Below are 16,920 nucleotides of genomic sequence, written 5' to 3' on the forward strand. Positions count from 1 at the left end.
CCCTGGTTCCTTTGAGGAGCCAGGGGCCGTTCGTATGTTCCGGCGACGATCCGCCGTTGCAGCGCACATACTCCCGCCGTGATGGAAGAGAGCTGGCTGGCCGACAGGGTGCTGCAAAGCGGTTGGGCTTGACTTTGAGTGCGACGTGCTGCCCTAGCGGCCCACGCGCCCACCCACACGAGGCGAGGCGACGCACGGCCCGGAACCCTCCGCTGGAGCTAAAACCCAGCTAAAACAACCAGCCCCGCGCGGTGTCAACCGTCAGCCGCGACCGCGACCCGATCCACGCGACCACCCGGCCAGCCGCCACCTGAGCCACCCATCCGGACCACCGCCCCCCACACTCGTACGACGACCGGACCAGGCGCGTGCGATGCCCGGACGAGGCCCCGTTCAGGGGCCGAGACCGCTTTGGGAACTTCCTTCCGAGAGTTCCGGAAAAAACTCATGAGAGCGTTCCCATTGACGTGGACGTAACACGCCGTTGAGGATCTGCGGCATGCATTGGAGAAGCACTCTCGCCGCAGTGCTGGGGCTGACGCTCGCCGCCAGCGCGACAGCGGCTGTTGCCGCGCCGGAAGCGCACGGGCCGAAACAACCGGTCATCGGGCAGCCCAGGACCGAGCACGGGTGTGCCCGCATCGAGAAGTCACTGCCGACCCTCAAGGACTGGCCCAAGATCGAGAGCCAGCTCAAGGGCGACCGCAGGGACGAGGCCAGGATCAAGGCGATCCTGAAGGACATGACGCTGGCCGAGAAGGTCGGCCAGATGACGCAGCCCGAGATCGCCGCGATCACGCCGCAGGACGTCACGACCTACGGGTTCGGCTCCGTCCTCAACGGTGGTGGCAGCTGGCCCGGCGGCAACAAGAAGGCCACGCCGCAGGACTGGCTGAAGCTCGCCGACGCCTACTGGGAGGCGTCGAAGCAGACGCGCACCAAGATTCCCGTCATCTGGGGCATCGACGCGGTGCACGGCAACAACAACGTCTACGGCGCAACGGTCTTCCCGCACAACATCGGGCTCGGTGCCGCGCACGACCCGTGCCTCGTCCGCGACATCAGTGAGGCCACGGCCGAGCAGATTCGGGCCACCGGGCAGGACTGGGCGTTCGCGCCCACGCTCGCCGTGGTGCGCGACGACCGGTGGGGGCGGACGTACGAAGGGTTCTCGGAGGACCCGCGGATCACGCGCGCCTACGGGTTCGAGGCCGTCAAGGGCTTGCAGGACAACGCGAGGAAGCGCATCGGCGAGGACGGTGTGATCGCCACCGCCAAGCACTTCATCGGTGACGGTGGCACGACCGGTGGCAAGGACCAGGGGGTCAACCCCTCCACCGAGCAGGAAATGATCAACATCCACGGGCAGGGTTACTACGGGGCGCTGGCCGCTGGTGCGCAGACGGTGATGATCTCGTTCAACAGCTGGACGAACGACGTCATCAACGAGGGCAAGGTGCACGGCAGCAAGTACGTGCAGACCGGCATCCTCAAGGAGAAGATGGGCTTCGACGGCCTGCTCGTCTCCGACTGGAACGGCATCGGGCAGGTCACCGGCTGCACCAACGCCAGCTGCCCGCAGGCGATCAACGCCGGCATGGACATCATCATGGTGCCCAACGACTGGAAGGCGTTCATCACCAACACGATCGCCCAGGTCGAGTCCGGCGAGATCCCGATGGCCCGCATCGACGACGCGGTGACCCGCATCCTGCGCGTCAAGCTGCGCGCCGGCACGTTCGACGCGCCGAAGCCCTCGCAGCGGGAGCACGCGGGTGAGCAGGAAGCGCTGCTGCACAAGGAGCTCGCGCGCAAGGCCGTGCGGGAGTCCGCGGTGCTGCTGAAGAACAACGAGCGCGTGCTGCCGCTCTCCAAGCGCAGCAAGGTTCTCGTGGTCGGCAAGAGCGCGGACAACATCGGGAACCAGTCGGGTGGCTGGACGCTCAGCTGGCAGGGCACCGGCAACACCAACGCCGACTTCCCCAACGGCACCAGCATCCTCAAGGGCATCCAGGACACCCTGGGCGCCGCCAACGTCACGTTCGCCGAGACCGCGGACAACGTCGACCCGAAGAGCTTCGACGCCGTCATCGCCGTCATCGGTGAGACGCCGTACGCGGAGGGCGTGGGCGACATCGGCAAGCGGACGCTCGAGACCGCGCGCCTGTACCCGCAGGACCTCGCCGTGCTGGACAAGGTGTCCGGCAAGGGCACGCCGGTCGTCACCGTCTACGTCGGCGGCCGCCCGATGTACATGAACAAGGAGATCAACCGCTCCGACGCGTTCGTCGCCGCGTGGCTGCCCGGCACCGAGGGCCAGGGCATCGCGGACCTGCTGATCCGGGGACGCCACAACGGGTTCACCGGCAAGCTGTCCTACTCGTGGCCGCGCAGCGCCTGCCAGACGCCGCTCAACGACCCGAGCCAGGACCCGCTGTTCAAGCGCGGCTACGGCCTGCGTGACTGGCAGACCGGCAACGTCGGCAAGCTCGACGAGTCGAGCCCCGGCGGCACCTGCTCCGGCGGTGGAGGTGGCACGGCGACCGAGGACCTGGAGATCTTCAACCGCACGGACATCGCGCCGTACAAGAGCTACATCGGCTCGCCGGAGAACTGGGGCGGCACCGAGATCGGACCTGACGGCCAGGCCTCGCACGCCGAGATCAACGTCGTGCAGTCCGACGTCAACGTCCAGCAGGACGCGCTCAAAGCGACGTGGACCGGCAACGGCCCCGGCCAGGTGTACCTGCAGAGCCCGGCGGGCACCGACCTGCGGGGCTACGGCAACGCAAACGCGGCCATCGTGTTCGACGTGATCGTGCACCAGGCCCCGGCCAACCGCACGGTCATCAGCGCGCACTGCGTGTACCCGTGCCTGGGTGAGTTCGACGCGACGAACGCGTTCCGCGGCCTCCCGATCGGGCAGAAGTCGACCGTGAAGCTCTCGGTCAACTGCTTCGCCGACAAGGGACTGGACCTGGAGAACGTCAACACGCCGTTCCTGGTCTACACCGACGGCGCGTTCCAGGCGTCGTTCGCGAACGTGCGGTGGGTGCCCAAGGCGGGCGCTGATCCGGACGTTCTTCCCTGCACGTAGCCCGAAAGTGCCCTACCGGCGGAACTGCCGGTAGGGCACGTCCGGGTAGTGCTCCTCCCACTGCTGAAGGGTCATCGGCCGGGGCTCGCGTGCGCACAACCGCGCGATCACCCGGTCGAGACCGACGTCCCACAGGCGGATCGTCGTGTCGTTGCCCCCGGACGCGATGTAGGTGCCGTCCGGGCTGAACACCGAGCCGCGCACGAAGCCGTTCGCGTCGGCGATCCGCACGATCGGTTCCCGCGTGTGCCGCTCGCTCATCCGCCACGGCCACACCGTGCCGTCCCAGCCGCTGCTCGCGTCCACCTGGCCGTCCGCGCGGCGAGACCCGCAAAACCGACGACCCGCCGCCGGACCCGAAGACGTGGTCAGGACCGTCGCGGGCGCGCCTCTCTCGGGGTGGGGCGCCGCCCGCGCTAGCCGGCGACGTCGAGGTCGACGGGCTCGCCCCTGATCGCGGTCACCGCACCGCCGGTCTGGGCGGCGAGCCAGACCTCGAACGCCTCGGGCTCCTTCGTCAGGACGGTGAAGGTGACGTCGTGGCCGTACTCGGTGTCCGCGACGTGGTGGCCGGCGGCGCGCAACGCGTTCTCCAGCTTGCCCGCCTGGTCGTGGTCCACGGCGAGCAGGACGCTCTCGTGGTGCTCACGGGTGAGCGTGCCCAGCGCGTCGATCGCCTCCGACACGGCCCGCCCGTAGGCACGGACCAGGCCTCCCGCGCCGAGCTTGATGCCGCCGTAGTAGCGGGTGACGACGACCGCGGTGTCGACGAGGTCCCGGCGCGTCAGCACCTCCAGCATCGGCACGCCGGCCGTGCCCGCGGGTTCGCCGTCGTCGGAGGAGCGTTGCGTGTCGCGCGTCCGGAACGCCGTGCAGTTGTGCGTGGCCTGCCAGTGCTCCTTGCGGATCCGCGCGAAGAACTCCGCCGCCTCCTGCTCGGAGGCGACGCGGGCGACGTGGCACAGGAACCGCGACCGCTGGATCTCGATCTCGTGCGTGCCGTCCCGCCTGATCACCTTCACAGCTCGATTGTCCGCCGCCTCTCGGCTTCGCCGAACAGGGCGTCCAGCTCGGCCGGCGGCACTTCCTCCAGCTGCTCGAACGTGCACTGCCCCGGCTCCTTGTCGGGCCGGAACCGCACCAGCCGCGCGGTGTGCCGGAACCGGCCGCCCTGCACGTGCTCGTACCGCACCTCCGCCACCCGCGACGGATCGAGCAGCACGACCTGGAGCTGCTTGCCGGGGTTCCACCGGCTGTTCATGCCGGGCCCCTCGTAGGTCGCCCACGCGGCCCACGGGTGTTCGGCGGGGTCGCGCAACGGTTCGAGCTCCTCGACCAGCTCCCGGCGCCTGGCCGCGGTGAAGCTGCTCGCCACGCCCACGTTGCGCAGCTCACCGTCCTGGTAGAGCCCGAGCACCAGCGATCCGACCGTCTCGCCGTCCTTGTGCAACCGGTAGCCCGCGACCACGCAGTCGGCAGTGCGCTCGTGCTTCACCTTCCACATCACGCGCTTGTCCGGCTCGTAGACGCCGTCCACCGCCTTGACCATCACGCCGTCGAAGCCCGCCCCCTCGAACCGGGTGAACCAGTCCTGCGCCACGCCGGGGTCCGTCGTGGACGGAGTCAGGTAGATGCCGGGGACCTCGGTGACGATCTGCTCCAGCATCTCGCGGCGCTCACCGAGCGACAGGCCGGTGACGTCGGAGTCGCCGCACGCCAGCAGGTCGAACGCCACGAAGCTCGCCGGGGTCTCGAGGGCCAGCTTGCGGACGCGCGACGCGGCCGGGTGCAGCCGGAGCTGGAGGGTGTCGAAGCTCAGCCCGTCCGGCGTGACCAGCACGATCTCGCCGTCCACCACGCACCGCGGCGGCAGCGCCTCCTTCAGCAGCTCGACGACCTCGGGGAAGTAGCGGGTGAGCGGCTTGTCGTTGCGCGAGCCCAGTTCCACCTCGTCGCCGTCGCGGAACACGATGCAGCGGAAGCCGTCCCACTTCGGCTCGTACGCGAGGCCGTCCCCGCGCGGCAGCTCGGGCACGGACTTCGCGAGCATCGGCTTCACCGGCGGCATCACGGGCAGGTCCACGCCCGTGACCATAAGCTCAGCGCAGAGCCACCGCGAGCTTTCGAGCTCCCGCACGTCGGCGTCCAGCCCGTCACCGTCCGGGACGGCCAGCGCGACCGGGTGCCGCATCGTCACCGCGCCGGACCTCCGCGTCTCCAGCCCGGCCCGCAGGCGCTCGGCGAGCGGCAGCTCCTCCGGCGCCGCAGCCCTGCCGAACGGGTGCCCGATCGCCCACCCCGCGACCAGGCCCGTGACGCTGCGCAGGCGCGGGTCGTGCGGGCGGCGGCCAGCAGGTAGAGCATGATCGCGGAGCAGCTCAGGGTGACGACGCCCTGCGTTTCCTTCAGGTACTCCACGTCAGAGCCACCCCAGGCGGTCCGCGAGCGAGGAGGCCATGCGCCGCGCCGGGCCTTCCGAGGCGCGCGGCGCGACCTTGTCCAGCACCGACGCCCACTCGAGGATGATCGTCGCGACCGTCTCGGCCTCACGTTCGTGCGCGGTGTCGTACGAGGTGCGCCGCAAAGCCCGGCGCCCGGCGTCCGGTTCGAGGTCGGGGTAGAGGCCCGCGAGCCGGTCGTCGTCCTGCTCGTCGCTGGTGTGACCGGCCAGGAGATGCCCGAGCTCGTGCAGGCAACTGCGGTGAGGAGGAGTTCGGACATGGCGCTCGCAGAGCGACAGGCCTCCTTTCACCGGACGGTGATCGATGTCTTCTACAAGACCATGGACCAGCTCGCGCGGGCGGACTCGCCGGACGAGGTGTTCGAGCTGCGCGAACAGCTGCGCGCCGCGCTGCCGTGGTGGCGCGGGCTGCTGCGGGTGCACGAGCCGAACGAGCGGCACCGGTGCAGGTCGTGCCACACCTGGTACGGGCGGCACCGCCCGTGGCCCTGCCCGGTGTGGCGGGACGCGGTGTCCGCGCTGCACCAGCTCAACGACATGTACGGGTTCCTGGCCAGTTCGGGCTCCGGCGGTCCTGTGCAGGGAGAGCGGGTGGTCGTGAGTGGTTCCGGCCGCTCCGACGACCAGAACCAGTCACGACCCGGCTAACCCACCTTGAAGCTCTGCGCCGCCGACCCGTCGCACGCAGCCTGGACCAGCTGCACGCCGTCGGTGCTGCCGGGCGGCGCGGAAAGGCACTTGCCCGAGTGCCGCGCGGTCAGCGTCGAGTAGCCGTCCGCGCCGGTCGTGACGCGCCACTGCTGGTTGGTGCCGCCGCCGTAGGTCCACAGGTGGATGCCCGCACCGTCCGAAGTGGACACGTTGCTCACGTCGAGGACCTTCGTGGCGTCGTTGCGGTATTCGATGCGGGAGTAGCCGTCGCTGGTGGTCACCGCGCGGAAGTTCTGCGCGGTGGTCGAGTTGCACGTGTACTGCTGGACGACCGTGCCGTTCGCGAGGCCCGCGGCACGGGCGTCGACGCACTTGGCGTTGCCCTTGTTGACGAGCGTCCTCCACTCGGGCTGCGGCTGCGGGCTGCCGCCACCGCCCAGCCAGAGGAGGCTGTCGATGAGGAAGTTGTTCTGGGTGGCGCTCGCGAACGTGGACGACTTCGGGATGTTGTTCTGGTAGTCCATCGCGTTGTGGCCGAAGTTGGCGTAGATCATCTTGAAGTTCTTGTTCGTCCACATGATCGGGTAGTACCCGCTGCGCCACTGCTGGTTCGGGTCGGTGCCGAGCGGGAAGCTCGACGGGTCGACGCTCGCCAGCACCTGGATGTCCGGGTTCTGGCGCAGGTCACGCGACCAGCTGTACCACTCGCTGACCGACGAGGTGAACCTCTCCGGCAGGCGCAGGGTCGACGGGTGGGTGCGGGTCTCGACCTTCAGCACCGCGGTCGTCGGCTCCCAGGTGTTGTTGACGAAGTTCCCCTTGCCCAGAAACGTGTTGTGGTACCAGTTCCACTCGGCCGCGTTCTGCGTGAACGCCGAGACGTGGAAGCCGAACCACGCGCCGCCCGCCTCCACGTACCGCTGGAACCCGGCGCGCTGCGTGCCGCTCGGCAGGTTGTCGAGGAAGACCACCACCTGGGCCTGCGCCGGCGTGAGGGTGTTCAGCCGGTTCCAGTCGTTCGTGGCCTCGTAGGTGAACCCGTTCTCCTGCCCGGCACGGGTGAGCCACGGGTTCGCTTCCTTGACGAAGGCGATGTGGGCCGGGTCGTGGGTGCCCGAGTAGAAGCCGAGCACCTTGAACGGCGCGGCGTGTGCCGTGCTCGTCGTGGTGACCGGGACGAGGGTTGCGGCGAGCATCGCCAGCAATGCCAACAGTTTTCGAGCCATGCGGGCACACACCTTCACATCACGGGGGTTGCGCGCCCGAAGATCATCGTAGGGATGGTCTAGACTTCGTGGGTACCGGGACGTTCACAGAATTCTTTTGCGCCACAACAGGAACCCGCCCAGCACGGCCAGGCCGCCGAGCGCCGCCACCACGGCGGACATGCCGAACCTCGTGGCGCTGGAAGGAGGCTGTTCGGCGCTCGACGCAACAGGAACGGGTCGCGGGGTGCTCGACTTCGGCGTGGAGGGCGCGGCTGAGCTGGACGGCGTCACCGGCGTCGCCGCGGCGGGTGGAACCGGCTTGGCTTGAGGCGCCGGAGCGGGCGCCGGCGCGGGGGCGGGTGCCGGCGCCGGTGCGGCGATCTCGACGTCCGTGCACGAGTAGTACGTGTCCGGAGTGTCGGTGTTCTGCCAGACCGTGTAGATCAGGTGCCGGCCGGTCCGCTTCGGGAGCTGGACCTTGAACTCGTAGGAGCCGTTGACCAGCGGAGGAGTGGGGACGGTGAGGAACTGCTCCAGATCCGCCCACCGCAGCGGCCGGGCCGGTGAGTAGCCGTCGCGCGTCACGTAGAACCGGAACGAGCCCTGGTGCGGGATCGTCGCCCGGTAGGTGAAGGCGGTGCTCCTGAGCCTCGTCGCCGGCCACTCGGCGGAGGGCAGGTCGAGCCCGGCGTACTTCGGGATCCCGGCGCTGCACAGCTTGCCGTCCGGCACCCTCGCCTGGTCGCGCCCCGCCACGTTCGCCAGCCGGATGTTGTCCCACTCCGTGGACGGCAACCCCGCCTGAACGGCGCTGCGGCAAGGCGAGGATGATGCTGTGGTCTGACCTGGCGAGCACAGGAAAGCCCTGCTCGCGGGGTCGGTCGGCGCGCCATGGGCGTGCGCGGGAACCGCGGAGACCATCATGAGCAGCGTCAGAACGCCCACAAGGCGAAACACGAGCACCTCCCCTGTCTTTCTAGGGGTACGCGTGCCAGACCCGAGTCGTTCACGGAAGATGTAGTGCCATGTCCTTCGCTGATGAGGTGTCCGCGGCCGCAGCCCGGCTCGGTGGTGTCGCCCGCACCACACCGCTCGAGGTGAACCAGCGGCTGTCCGAGAGGACCGGATCGCGGGTGTGGTTCAAGCGCGAGGACCTTCAGGTCGGCCGTTCCTACAAGCTGCGCGGCGCGTTCAACCTGCTGTGCCAGACCGAGTTCGCGTTCGGTGGCGCGGTGTGCGCGTCGGCGGGCAACCACGGCCAGGGCATGGCCTACGCGTGCCGCCGGCTCGGCATCGAGGGCCGCGTGCACGTTCCCCGCACCACCCCGCGCCAGAAGCGCGACCGCATCTCCGCCCTGGGCCAGGGCATGGTGCACCTGGTCGTGGACGGCGACACCTACGACGACGCGGCCGCGCTCGCGAAGGAGTACGCGCAGACCACGGGCGCGACCCTGGTCCCGGCGTTCGACGACCGCCGCACCGTCGCGGGCCAGGGCACCGTCGGCCTGGAGATCGTCCAGCAGCTCGGCGGCGCGCCCGACGTGGTCGTGGTGCCGGTCGGCGGTGGCGGGCTGCTGTCCGGCGTCGGCACGTGGTTCAAGGAGCGCTTCCCGCGCACCCGCGTCATCGGCGTGGAGCCCGCGGGTGCGGCGAGCATGATCGCCGCCGTCCAGGCCGGCCACCCGGTGACGTTGCCCGAGGTGGACACGTTCGTCGACGGCGCCGCGGTGCGCAGGGCGGGCGACGTGACGTTCCCGATGGTGCGCGACAGCGGTGCCGAGCTGCTCACCGTGGCCGAGGGCGCGGTCTGCACGGAGATGCTGGAGCTGTACCAGATCGACGGCATCATCGCTGAACCCGCGGGCGCGCTGGCCTCGGCGGCGTTGCTGGAGGAGATCTCGGTGACGCCGGACTCGACGGTCGTCTGCCTGCTCTCCGGCGGCAACAACGACGTCTCGCGCTACGCCGAGGTCGTCGAGCGGTCGATGGTCCACCGCGGCCTCAAGCACTACTTCCTGGTGGAGTTCCCCCAGGAGCCGGGCGCGCTGCGGCGGTTCCTCGACGAGGTGCTCGGCAAGGACGACGACATCGTGCAGTTCGAGTACATCAAGCGCGACAACCGGGAGACCGGTGCCGCACTGGTGTGCATCGAGCTGGGCCGCCGCGAGGACTACGACCTGCTGTGGGCCCGGATGAAGGAGTCCCCGCTCAAGATCCAGCACGTGGCACCGGGCACCACCGCGTACCGCTTCCTGATCTGATCAGGCCGTGCCGAGGCGGTGCAGCACCGCGCCGGTCGCGACGTCCAGCACCTCGACGAGGTGAGGTGAGCGCTGCACCGCCAGCCACGGCAGGTGGTGGTGCCGCACCACCGGCGTGGCGAACTCCACGACTGTGCGCGACTCCTTCTCCAGCCGCACCCGGACGGTGCCGCCCTCGCGGGTCAGCAGCGCCGGCCGGTTCGCGACCTTCGTCAGGCCCAGCACGTGCGCGCCGGACGGCACTGGGATGACCGTGTCGTCCAGACCCGGCCCCCACACCGTCCACCCGGCCGCGCGCAGTCCGGCGGTCCAGCTGCCGGGCCCGAACAGCACCTGGCCGGCACCGTCGAGCCTGGTCTGGAAGGGGGTGGACTCGGGCTGGTGCAGTGCTGCGTTCGACGGTTCCAGGACGATGTGGACGCCGTCGCAGCGCAGCGTCCACCACTGTCCGGCGCGGCGGAAGTAGACGCCGAACTGCCAGAACTCCTCCATGTGGAGGTACAGCGGCGACAGGTCGTGCGCGGCCTCGTCGCGGGCGCTGAAGTCGATCGGCACGCGCAGCTTCCGCAGGTACGTGTCCTGGTCGCCCTCGATGTGCACGACCAGCTCGCCATCGACCTCGATCAACGCGACCAGCATCTCGAAGCTCGTCTCGGACACGTAGATCGCGGCCAGCACCGGACCGGGCAGCCGGAATCTCGCGGCGGGCAGTCCGCACCGCCACAGCACCAGCTCGTCCGGCCCGTCACCTCGGGCGACCAGCGACGGACCCGCGCTCGGGAAGATCGGGAACCGCAGCGACGTGCCCCGCGCCCCGGATTCCAGCAGCCGCCGCGACTCCTGTTCGGACGGTGGCTCGACGTGGACCAGCGTGCCGTCCACCGTGACGCGCACCCGCCCGTCGCCGCCCTCGGCCAGAGTCACCGTGCGCTCGGCGGATGGGCGTTCTTCGCAGATCAGCCAGTCGTGGCCCAGCGAGCTCCGTTCGCGGCCGGCCGCCGGGACGACCTGGACGCTGTCCGCTGTCCGCTCCAGCGCCACGATCACGGCCAGCCGCACCAGGTCCAGCCGCGCGGAGAAGTGCGGCAGGTCGTCGAGCAGCACCGGGAACCGCGAGTACCGCGGTACGGGCAGCGGCTCGGCGATCGCGTCCACCATCGCGTGGAACTCCGGCCCCAGCTCCACCCCTGCCAGCGAATGCATCTTCGTCATCGTCCCCCCAGACGTCGTCGGGGACGATCTTCTCAGGCGGGGAGATGCCGGGCACTGCCTTTCGGAGTGCCCGGCACCGGGACTACGGCCTCGGTGGTGGGCAGGTCTTCCACGCGAAGTGGTAGGTCGTCTCGATCGACCCGTCGGTGGAGTCCATCGAGATGAAGCTCGTGACCTTCTTCGGGTCCGACGTGCCCGCGTTGACGCGCAGCTCCGTGTTGATGTTGAAGTTCCGCTTCTCGCCGCACGGGTGGTAGACGATCGCGGCCACGTCGGTCGTGTCGGTCGCCTGCCAGTCGTCGCTGAACGGACCCCGGTAGTTGTGCTGCTTGTACTGCGTTTCCGACATGCCCTGGAAGTAGTAGTTGGCCTTCTCCAGTGCCGTGGCGCCGCGCTCGAGGTGCGCGAAGCCGCGGTAGTCGGTGGACGCGATGCCGTAGGTGAAACCGGACGGCACGTTGACACGCAGGTTCAGCTGGCAGTTCTTGCGGAAGTCGGTCGGCTTCGCCTCCGGCCCGACCTGTGCCATGAACTCGCTGTACGTGACGGTGAACGCCTTGTTGTCCGGGCTGACGGCGACCGCGGCCGTACCCGGCTTGCAGCCCGACCCGTTGATGGTCACGACGTCGATGGTGATGATGTCCGGCGGGGGCGTGGTGCCGGGGGCGCCTCCGGGCGGAATGATGATCGTCGACGCTGCGAACGCGGCCGCGGCCAGTGTGGTGAGCATGGGGCACCTTTCCGTCTGAAGTTCAACAAAATGAACGGGCGGCGGCAATCGGTGCCTGGATCAGCAGCGCTTCCAGGAGAACTGGTACTTCGTGCTCACACTGCTGTCCGTCGAATCCATCGTCATGAAGCTCGCGGCCTTCGACGAACCCGCGTTGACCCGCAGCTCGGTGTTGATGTTCAGGTGCCGGACTTCACCGCACGGCGCGTAAACGATTTCCGACACCTGGGCGCGGTCGGTCGCCTGCCAGTTGTCGCTCTTCGGGCCGGTGAAGTTGTGTGTGCGGCTCGCGCCGTTCGACATGCCCTGGAAGTAGTAGTTCCCTCTTTCCGTGCCCGTCGCCCCGGCCTGGAGGTGGATGAACCCGCGGTAGTCCGCCTGGGCGATGCCGAACGTGAAGCCCTGCGGGTAGCTCACTCTGATGTTGAGCTGACAGTTCTTTCGGAAGTCTGTCGGCGCTGCGCCTTGTCCGGCTTGGGCGAGGTAATCGCTGTACGTGACCGTGAACGCCGTCCGGTCGTCGGAGGCCGCGACCGCGGCGGTACCCGCGGGACAGCCGGATCCGTTGACGGTGACCACGTCGATCGTGACGAAATCGGGAACGTCGGGTGCTGCGTGTGCGGCAGGCGCGGTAAGGACCGCGGAGAGCGCCAGGGCAGCAGCCGCCACCATTTTCAGCATGGCGAGCCTTTCTTTCTGGAGTGTGGTACCGGCGGCGGAAGTCAGACGATATCGGAAGCCCTTGTCGGAAAAGGGCCGCCGAATGGGTGACTGAATTGCTCGGCAATACGTTGAGGAAAGCAGGGCTAATTGCACGGCCGAAATTTCGGTCCGTGCGCGAACCATGCTCACCCACGTTGTGACGAATTAACCTGACGATTTCCTGACGATCGTGTCGCGCTAGGCCGTTCGAGTGATGCGGGGCTGACAGGCAACAAGGTTTCCAGTAGACCTGGGGTGTCCGCCGCCCCGGACAAAAGGGACCACATGCAGAAGACAGGGCGCACTCTCACCATCTCCGCCGCGTTGCTCGCGGGCCTCCTGCTGCCCGTGCTGGCGTCACAGGCACAGGCGGGATGGGCGCACCAGCGCAAGATCACCATCGACACGTCGGCCGCGGGCGCGAACGTCGCGGGCGACGTCAAGGGCTTCCCGGTGCCGGTGAGGCTCGACGCGACGAACTTCGACTTCGGCCAGGCCAGGCCGGACGGCGCGGACATCAGGTTCGACGACGCGGCGGGCAAACCGCTGCCGTACGAGATCGAGAAGTGGGACGCGGGCGCCAGGCAGGCGGCGATCTGGGTGCGCACCGACGTGAAGGGCAACAACGCGAGCCAGTCCGTGACGCTGAAGTGGGGGAACCCCGGGGCGAAGTCGGAGAGCAACGGCGCCGCGGTCTTCCCGAAGGCAGACGGCTGGATCACCGCCCACCACCTCGCCGAGAAGGGCGCGGCCGCCGGCTACCGCGACTCGGTGGGCAACCTCAACGGCAAGGGCGTCAACATCACCGGTGACGCGACCGGCGCCGGCGTGGTCGGCAACGCGCTGTCGCTGAGCAGGGCCCGCAGCGAGTACGTGCTGCTGCCCGGCAGCGAGTCGAGCGGCCTGTTCAACCCGCTGCCGTCGAAGGGCACCTTCTCGATCTGGTCGAACGCGAAGACGCACCCGGCCGCGTACATCGCGATGTTCTCCAAGGGGGAGACGGGCTTCCGCATCCACTACTTCGGCGAGGGCGACCAGACCGAGCCGTGCATCGACGTCGCCAACTACGACTGGTGCCCGCTGCCGTCCGGCGCCTACACGAAGGTCAAGAACAACACCTGGTACCACTTCGTCTTCGTCATCGACAAGCCGAACGCCTATTACTACATCAACGGCAAGCTCGAAGTCGGCAAGACCGACACCAATGCGTGGAAGACCACCGGCACCGAGCCCGTGACGATCGGCAACAACGAGAAGACGCCCGGCAGCAACAGTCGCAAACGCTCGTTCGACGGCCTGCTCGACGAGGCGCGGATCCTGTCCGTGCCGAAGGACAAGAACTGGGCGAAGCTCGACTTCGAGTCGCAGAAGCCGGGCTCGAAGCTGCTCAAGCACAAGAAGTGAGTTCGGCCGCACCCGGGATGAAGCACTCCTCGTCGAGCGTTGATACTGATGACGTTGACCAACCTCGATGAGGAGTGCCTCTGATGGCTCCCGACCAGCTGACCGTCTACTCGACCTCGTGGTGCGGCTACTGCCGGATCCTGAAGAACCAGCTCGACCGCGAGGGCATCGAGTACGTCGAGATCAACATCGAGGAGACGCCCGGCGCGGCCGACTTCGTGATGAGCGTGAACGGCGGCAACCGCACGGTGCCGACCGTCCACTTCCCGAACGGCAAGGCGCTCACCAACCCGTCGCTGAGTCAGGTCAAGGAACAGCTGGCGGCCTAGTCCGAGAAGAGCTGGGCGGTCGTGGAAGCGCCGTCCAGCGCCTCGCGGATGATGTCCGCGTGCCCGGAGTGGTGCGCGGTCTCCTGGAACACGCGCAGCACGATGCGCCGGATCGTCCACGGCTCCGGGTTCGGATCCCACGGTGCCGGTGGCATCGGGACCAGTTTGTCGAGATCGGCGGCGCGCACCGCCGCGTCGGTCGCGCGTCCCGCCTCGGCGTACGCGGCGAGCAACTCCTCGAAGGAGTCGCCGTCCCAGACGTACTGACCGGTGTCGAGCATGCCGTCCGGCATGCCGGGCTGTTCCGTGAGGATGTGGGTGTAGCCCAGCTCGCCCCGGGTGAGGTGCTTGAGCACCCCGCCCAGGGTGAGCTCGCTGACCGTGGTGCGCTTGACGGCGTCGGCCGCGGTCAGGCCCCGCATCGTGATGCGGAGCATCCGGCGTTGTTCGTTCAGCATGTGCAGCAGTTCGTCGTGCTCCGAGGTCATGCGGAGCACGTTAGGGCCGAATTAGGACAGCTCCGGTCCTAGCAGTACAGGTTCGCACCGGTGGGTACTCCGAGAATGCCGGTGAACTGCTGGTACTTCGAGACCCGGCTCTGCACCTGGGCGGGGTTGCCGCCGTTGCACTCGAGCGATCCGTTGATGCTGCGGATCGTCTCGCCGAACCCGTTGCCGTTGACCATGGCGTTGTGCGGGGTCATGGTGCCGGGCCCTGTCTGCGTGTTCCAGTACCAGAGCGCCGTCTTCCACGAGATCGCGGCGTCGGTCGCGACCTGGTCCGGGGAGACCAGCAGGTTGATGCCGAGGTAGTCGCCGGCCGCCTTGTAGTTGAAGTTCCACGACAGCTGGATCGGGCCGCGGCCGTAGTAGGCGTAGGTCCCGGCCGGGCAGCCGTAGGGCCTGCTCTCGTCGCAGAGGTCGTTGCCCTGGTTGATCTCCCTGATGTGCGCCAGCCCACCGGTCTCGTGCGAGGCGTTGGCGAGGAACGCCGCCGCCTCCTGCTTCTTCACGGTGTCGCTGCCCGTCTTGGCGAACGCGGGGAACGCGCTCATCGCCTCGACCAGGCCGCTGTAGGTGTAGAAGCTGTTGCGGGACGGGAACATCTGGTTGAACTGGGCTTCGCTGACGACGAAGCTGCCGCCGCCACCACCTCCGCCACCGCCGTTGCAGTTGTACGGATCCCAGTACCAGGTGGAAATCGTCGGGCTGTAACCGGGATTGTCGTGCTCGGCGATGTAGTACGCGCCTTCGAACCTGACGATGGAGCCGGCGGTGTACCACTGTCCCTGCACCCAGTCGGGGTAGGCGCAGGTGCCGCCGCCACCACCTCCGTCACAGTTCGTGGGTTCCCAGTACCAGGTGGAAACCGTTGGGCTGTAACCGGGATTGTCGTGCTCGGCGATGTAGTACGCGCCTTCGAACCTCACGATCGAACCTGCCGTGTACCACTGACCCTGCACCCAGTCGGTGAACGTACACGCCTGTGCGGACACTTCCGCCTGTGAGGAAGCGGAGGGCGTGATGACGGCCAGCGCCGCCGCCATCACACCTGCCGCGATAGACGCCAAGATGCGTTTTCTCAGCAAGGTCACCCACTCCTGGAGTCTGCGCGCCCGAGGAATCAAGGATGTGAACACCGCTGAGATTGGCACCATTGGTTCAGACCAGTCAAGGGTCTAGACCTGTTCCGTCAACAGTAGAGGTTGCCGCCGGGTGCGACGCCGATGATCCCGGTGAACTGGCGGTACTTCGACACGCGGCTCTCGACGGCGCCGGGGTTCTTCCCGCCGCACTCCAGGGATCCGTTGATGCTGCGGATCGTCTGGCCGAAGCCGCGTGAGTTGACCATGGCGTTGTGCGGGGTCATCGTGCCTGGCCCGTTCTGCGTCATCCAGTACCAGATCGCGGTCCGCCACGAGATGGTCGCGTCGCGGGCCACCCGGCTCGGCGTGCGCAACAGGTCCACGCCGAGGTAGTCGCCTGCCGCCTTGTAGTTGAAGTTCCACGACAGCTGGATCGGGCCGCGGCCGTAGTACTGCTTCACCCCGGCCGGGCAGCCGTACGGTTTGCTCTCGTCGCAGTAGTCGCCGTCCTTGTTGATCTCCTCGATGTACACGAGACCTCCGGTCTCATGGGAGACGTTGGCGAGGAACGCCGCGAGCTCCTGCTTCTTCACCGTGTCGCTGCCCTGGTTCGCGAACGAGCCGAACGTGGCCATCGCGTTCTTCAGGCCGCTGTAGGTGTAGAAGCCGTTGCGGGACGGGAACATGCGGTTGAACTGCGCTTCGGTGACGATGAACGGCGCCGCCGTCGCCGGCTGCACGAGCGTGAAGACGCCGAGCAGCGCGACGATCAGGGCGGCGGCGCGTGTTCCGGACATGGGGAACCAACTCCTCAGAGCATCTGCGCGCCCACTGTGAGTTACCGCTCTCACGGTGGCAGGCCGGGCACCCCGAGCACAAGAGGTGGTCTATACCTTTTAGGAACCGGAACCGTAAGGCCTGGTGATGATCTCCAGCGCGTGGCCGTCGGGGTCGTCCCAGTAGACGCCGCGACCGCCGTCGTTGCGGTTGATCTGGCCCGGCTTGCTGTGGAACGGGTCGGCCCAGAAGTCGAGGCCGCGTTCCTGGATGCGGCCGAAGATCTGGTCGAACTCCTCCTCGGTCACCAGGAACGCGTAGTGCTGCGACGTGATCGGGCCCTGGCTGGTGAGGTAGTCGAGCGAGACGCCGTTCGCGACCTCGACGACGAGGAACGGCCCGAAGCGGACCGGCTCCGGCAGGCCGAGGAGCGCGGTGAGGAAGCGCGCCGAACGCTCCTGGTCGGTGACGTGGACGATGGTGTGGTTGAGCTGTACGGGCAT

19 protein-coding genes are annotated in these 16,920 nt (G+C 68.2%); 6 read left to right on the forward strand and 13 right to left on the reverse strand.

Going from position 1 to position 16,920, the window contains the following annotated elements; genetic code table 11:
* Nucleotides 1-499 precede the first annotated feature (499 nt).
* Nucleotides 500-3,097 carry a glycoside hydrolase family 3 protein gene (locus tag C8D87_RS22175; RefSeq protein ID WP_112228181.1) on the forward strand — a complete coding sequence of 866 codons (2,598 nt, stop codon included), beginning with the start codon at nt 500-502 and terminating at the stop codon, nt 3,095-3,097.
* Nucleotides 3,098-3,109: 12 nt separating this feature from the next.
* Here C8D87_RS22175 and C8D87_RS22180 read toward each other — a convergent pair whose 3' ends face one another.
* The 4 genes from C8D87_RS22180 to C8D87_RS22195 all read right to left on the reverse strand — a co-directional run bounded on the left by C8D87_RS22180 (nt 3,110) and on the right by C8D87_RS22195 (nt 5,849).
* Entirely contained in the window at nt 3,110-3,403 is a 294-nt protein-coding gene (locus tag C8D87_RS22180; protein WP_112228182.1) for a WD40 repeat domain-containing protein, read from the reverse strand.
* Between the two features lie 110 nt (nt 3,404-3,513).
* Nucleotides 3,514-4,119: a YigZ family protein gene (locus tag C8D87_RS22185; RefSeq protein WP_112228183.1), complete on the reverse strand. Its 606-nt coding sequence runs from the start codon at nt 4,117-4,119 to the stop codon at nt 3,514-3,516.
* Nucleotides 4,116-5,180 carry an ATP-dependent DNA ligase gene (locus C8D87_RS22190; protein ID WP_112228279.1) on the reverse strand — a complete coding sequence of 355 codons (1,065 nt, stop codon included), beginning with the start codon at nt 5,178-5,180 and terminating at the stop codon, nt 4,116-4,118. The genes C8D87_RS22185 and C8D87_RS22190 overlap by 4 nt, the downstream gene beginning before the upstream one ends.
* A gap of 336 nt (nt 5,181-5,516) precedes the next feature.
* Entirely contained in the window at nt 5,517-5,849 is a 333-nt protein-coding gene (locus tag C8D87_RS22195; RefSeq protein ID WP_233442232.1) for a hypothetical protein, read from the reverse strand.
* A 6-nt stretch (nt 5,850-5,855) separates the two neighbouring features.
* Between C8D87_RS22195 and C8D87_RS45240 the strand changes: the two genes are divergently transcribed.
* Complete coding sequence (locus C8D87_RS45240; protein WP_170166492.1) at nt 5,856-6,206, forward strand: hypothetical protein; 351 nt, start codon at nt 5,856-5,858, stop codon at nt 6,204-6,206.
* On the opposite strand, the gene C8D87_RS22200 is transcribed toward C8D87_RS45240, so the two are convergent.
* Nucleotides 6,203-7,435: a ThuA domain-containing protein gene (locus C8D87_RS22200; RefSeq protein WP_112228281.1), complete on the reverse strand. Its 1,233-nt coding sequence runs from the start codon at nt 7,433-7,435 to the stop codon at nt 6,203-6,205. The two genes, C8D87_RS45240 and C8D87_RS22200, sit on opposite strands and share 4 nt — an antisense overlap.
* An 84-nt stretch (nt 7,436-7,519) precedes the next feature.
* Entirely contained in the window at nt 7,520-8,374 is an 855-nt protein-coding gene (locus tag C8D87_RS22205; protein WP_146771826.1) for a lytic polysaccharide monooxygenase auxiliary activity family 9 protein, read from the reverse strand.
* Between the two features lie 68 nt (nt 8,375-8,442).
* Between C8D87_RS22205 and ilvA the strand changes: the two genes are divergently transcribed.
* Entirely contained in the window at nt 8,443-9,678 is a 1,236-nt protein-coding gene (ilvA, locus tag C8D87_RS22210; protein WP_112228185.1) for a threonine ammonia-lyase IlvA, read from the forward strand.
* Here the strand turns inward: ilvA and C8D87_RS22215 are convergent, their stop codons facing one another.
* The 3 genes from C8D87_RS22215 to C8D87_RS22225 form a co-directional block, all read right to left on the reverse strand.
* Nucleotides 9,679-10,881 carry a hypothetical protein gene (locus C8D87_RS22215; protein WP_146771827.1) on the reverse strand — a complete coding sequence of 401 codons (1,203 nt, stop codon included), beginning with the start codon at nt 10,879-10,881 and terminating at the stop codon, nt 9,679-9,681.
* Between the two features lie 91 nt (nt 10,882-10,972).
* Nucleotides 10,973-11,620: a DUF4360 domain-containing protein gene (locus tag C8D87_RS22220; RefSeq protein WP_109638608.1), complete on the reverse strand. Its 648-nt coding sequence runs from the start codon at nt 11,618-11,620 to the stop codon at nt 10,973-10,975.
* 60 nt (nt 11,621-11,680) lie between these two features.
* Nucleotides 11,681-12,301 (reverse strand): DUF4360 domain-containing protein, encoded by a 621-nt coding sequence (locus C8D87_RS22225; RefSeq protein WP_112228187.1) that lies wholly within the window; start codon nt 12,299-12,301, stop codon nt 11,681-11,683.
* A 306-nt stretch (nt 12,302-12,607) separates the two neighbouring features.
* Between C8D87_RS22225 and C8D87_RS22230 the strand changes: the two genes are divergently transcribed.
* Together C8D87_RS22230 and C8D87_RS22235 are read left to right on the forward strand one after the other, a co-directional pair.
* Nucleotides 12,608-13,726, forward strand: coding sequence for a DUF2341 domain-containing protein (locus C8D87_RS22230; protein WP_112228188.1), 1,119 nt, complete (start codon nt 12,608-12,610; stop codon nt 13,724-13,726).
* A gap of 83 nt (nt 13,727-13,809) precedes the next feature.
* Complete coding sequence (locus tag C8D87_RS22235; protein WP_109638611.1) at nt 13,810-14,055, forward strand: mycoredoxin; 246 nt, start codon at nt 13,810-13,812, stop codon at nt 14,053-14,055.
* Here the strand turns inward: C8D87_RS22235 and C8D87_RS22240 are convergent.
* Together C8D87_RS22240 and C8D87_RS22245 are read right to left on the reverse strand one after the other, a co-directional pair.
* The gene (locus C8D87_RS22240) at nt 14,052-14,543 is read right to left on the reverse strand and encodes a DinB family protein (protein ID WP_109638612.1); all 492 of its coding nucleotides are present in this window, start codon (nt 14,541-14,543) and stop codon (nt 14,052-14,054) included. The genes C8D87_RS22235 and C8D87_RS22240 overlap by 4 nt on opposite strands.
* Nucleotides 14,544-14,581: 38 nt before the next feature.
* Complete coding sequence (locus tag C8D87_RS22245; RefSeq protein WP_112228189.1) at nt 14,582-15,601, reverse strand: chitinase; 1,020 nt, start codon at nt 15,599-15,601, stop codon at nt 14,582-14,584.
* Between C8D87_RS22245 and C8D87_RS46065 the strand changes: the two genes are divergently transcribed.
* Nucleotides 15,579-15,737, forward strand: a complete 159-nt coding sequence (locus C8D87_RS46065; protein WP_170166493.1) for a hypothetical protein — start codon at nt 15,579-15,581, stop codon at nt 15,735-15,737. The genes C8D87_RS22245 and C8D87_RS46065 overlap by 23 nt on opposite strands.
* 10 nt (nt 15,738-15,747) lie before the next feature.
* Here C8D87_RS46065 and C8D87_RS22250 read toward each other — a convergent pair whose 3' ends face one another.
* Both C8D87_RS22250 and C8D87_RS22255 read right to left on the reverse strand, forming a co-directional pair.
* Complete coding sequence (locus tag C8D87_RS22250; protein ID WP_109638614.1) at nt 15,748-16,437, reverse strand: chitinase; 690 nt, start codon at nt 16,435-16,437, stop codon at nt 15,748-15,750.
* Nucleotides 16,438-16,536: 99 nt separating this feature from the next.
* Nucleotides 16,537-16,920: a VOC family protein gene (locus C8D87_RS22255; protein WP_109638615.1), complete on the reverse strand. Its 384-nt coding sequence runs from the start codon at nt 16,918-16,920 to the stop codon at nt 16,537-16,539.

It is taken from the genome of Lentzea atacamensis (genome assembly GCF_003269295.1).
Taxonomy (GTDB): domain Bacteria; phylum Actinomycetota; class Actinomycetes; order Mycobacteriales; family Pseudonocardiaceae; genus Lentzea; species Lentzea atacamensis.

What these genes read in the sequence shown, in the direction of transcription:
- C8D87_RS22175 (WP_112228181.1), top strand. Translation starts at nt 500, where the DNA reads ATGCATTGGAGAAGCACTCTCGCCGCAGTGCTGGGGCTGACGCTCGCC.
- C8D87_RS22200 (WP_112228281.1), bottom strand. Translation starts at nt 7,435, where the DNA reads ATGGCTCGAAAACTGTTGGCATTGCTGGCGATGCTCGCCGCAACCCTC.
- ilvA (WP_112228185.1), top strand. Translation starts at nt 8,443, where the DNA reads ATGTCCTTCGCTGATGAGGTGTCCGCGGCCGCAGCCCGGCTCGGTGGT.
- C8D87_RS22215 (WP_146771827.1), bottom strand. Translation starts at nt 10,881, where the DNA reads ATGCATTCGCTGGCAGGGGTGGAGCTGGGGCCGGAGTTCCACGCGATG.
- C8D87_RS22220 (WP_109638608.1), bottom strand. Translation starts at nt 11,620, where the DNA reads ATGCTCACCACACTGGCCGCGGCCGCGTTCGCAGCGTCGACGATCATC.
- C8D87_RS22225 (WP_112228187.1), bottom strand. Translation starts at nt 12,301, where the DNA reads ATGCTGAAAATGGTGGCGGCTGCTGCCCTGGCGCTCTCCGCGGTCCTT.
- C8D87_RS22230 (WP_112228188.1), top strand. Translation starts at nt 12,608, where the DNA reads ATGCAGAAGACAGGGCGCACTCTCACCATCTCCGCCGCGTTGCTCGCG.
- C8D87_RS22235 (WP_109638611.1), top strand. Translation starts at nt 13,810, where the DNA reads ATGGCTCCCGACCAGCTGACCGTCTACTCGACCTCGTGGTGCGGCTAC.
- C8D87_RS22240 (WP_109638612.1), bottom strand. Translation starts at nt 14,543, where the DNA reads ATGACCTCGGAGCACGACGAACTGCTGCACATGCTGAACGAACAACGC.
- C8D87_RS46065 (WP_170166493.1), top strand. Translation starts at nt 15,579, where the DNA reads ATGACGGCCAGCGCCGCCGCCATCACACCTGCCGCGATAGACGCCAAG.
- C8D87_RS22245 (WP_112228189.1), bottom strand. Translation starts at nt 15,601, where the DNA reads ATGGCGGCGGCGCTGGCCGTCATCACGCCCTCCGCTTCCTCACAGGCG.
- C8D87_RS22250 (WP_109638614.1), bottom strand. Translation starts at nt 16,437, where the DNA reads ATGTCCGGAACACGCGCCGCCGCCCTGATCGTCGCGCTGCTCGGCGTC.
- C8D87_RS22255 (WP_109638615.1), bottom strand. Translation starts at nt 16,920, where the DNA reads ATGCCCGTACAGCTCAACCACACCATCGTCCACGTCACCGACCAGGAG.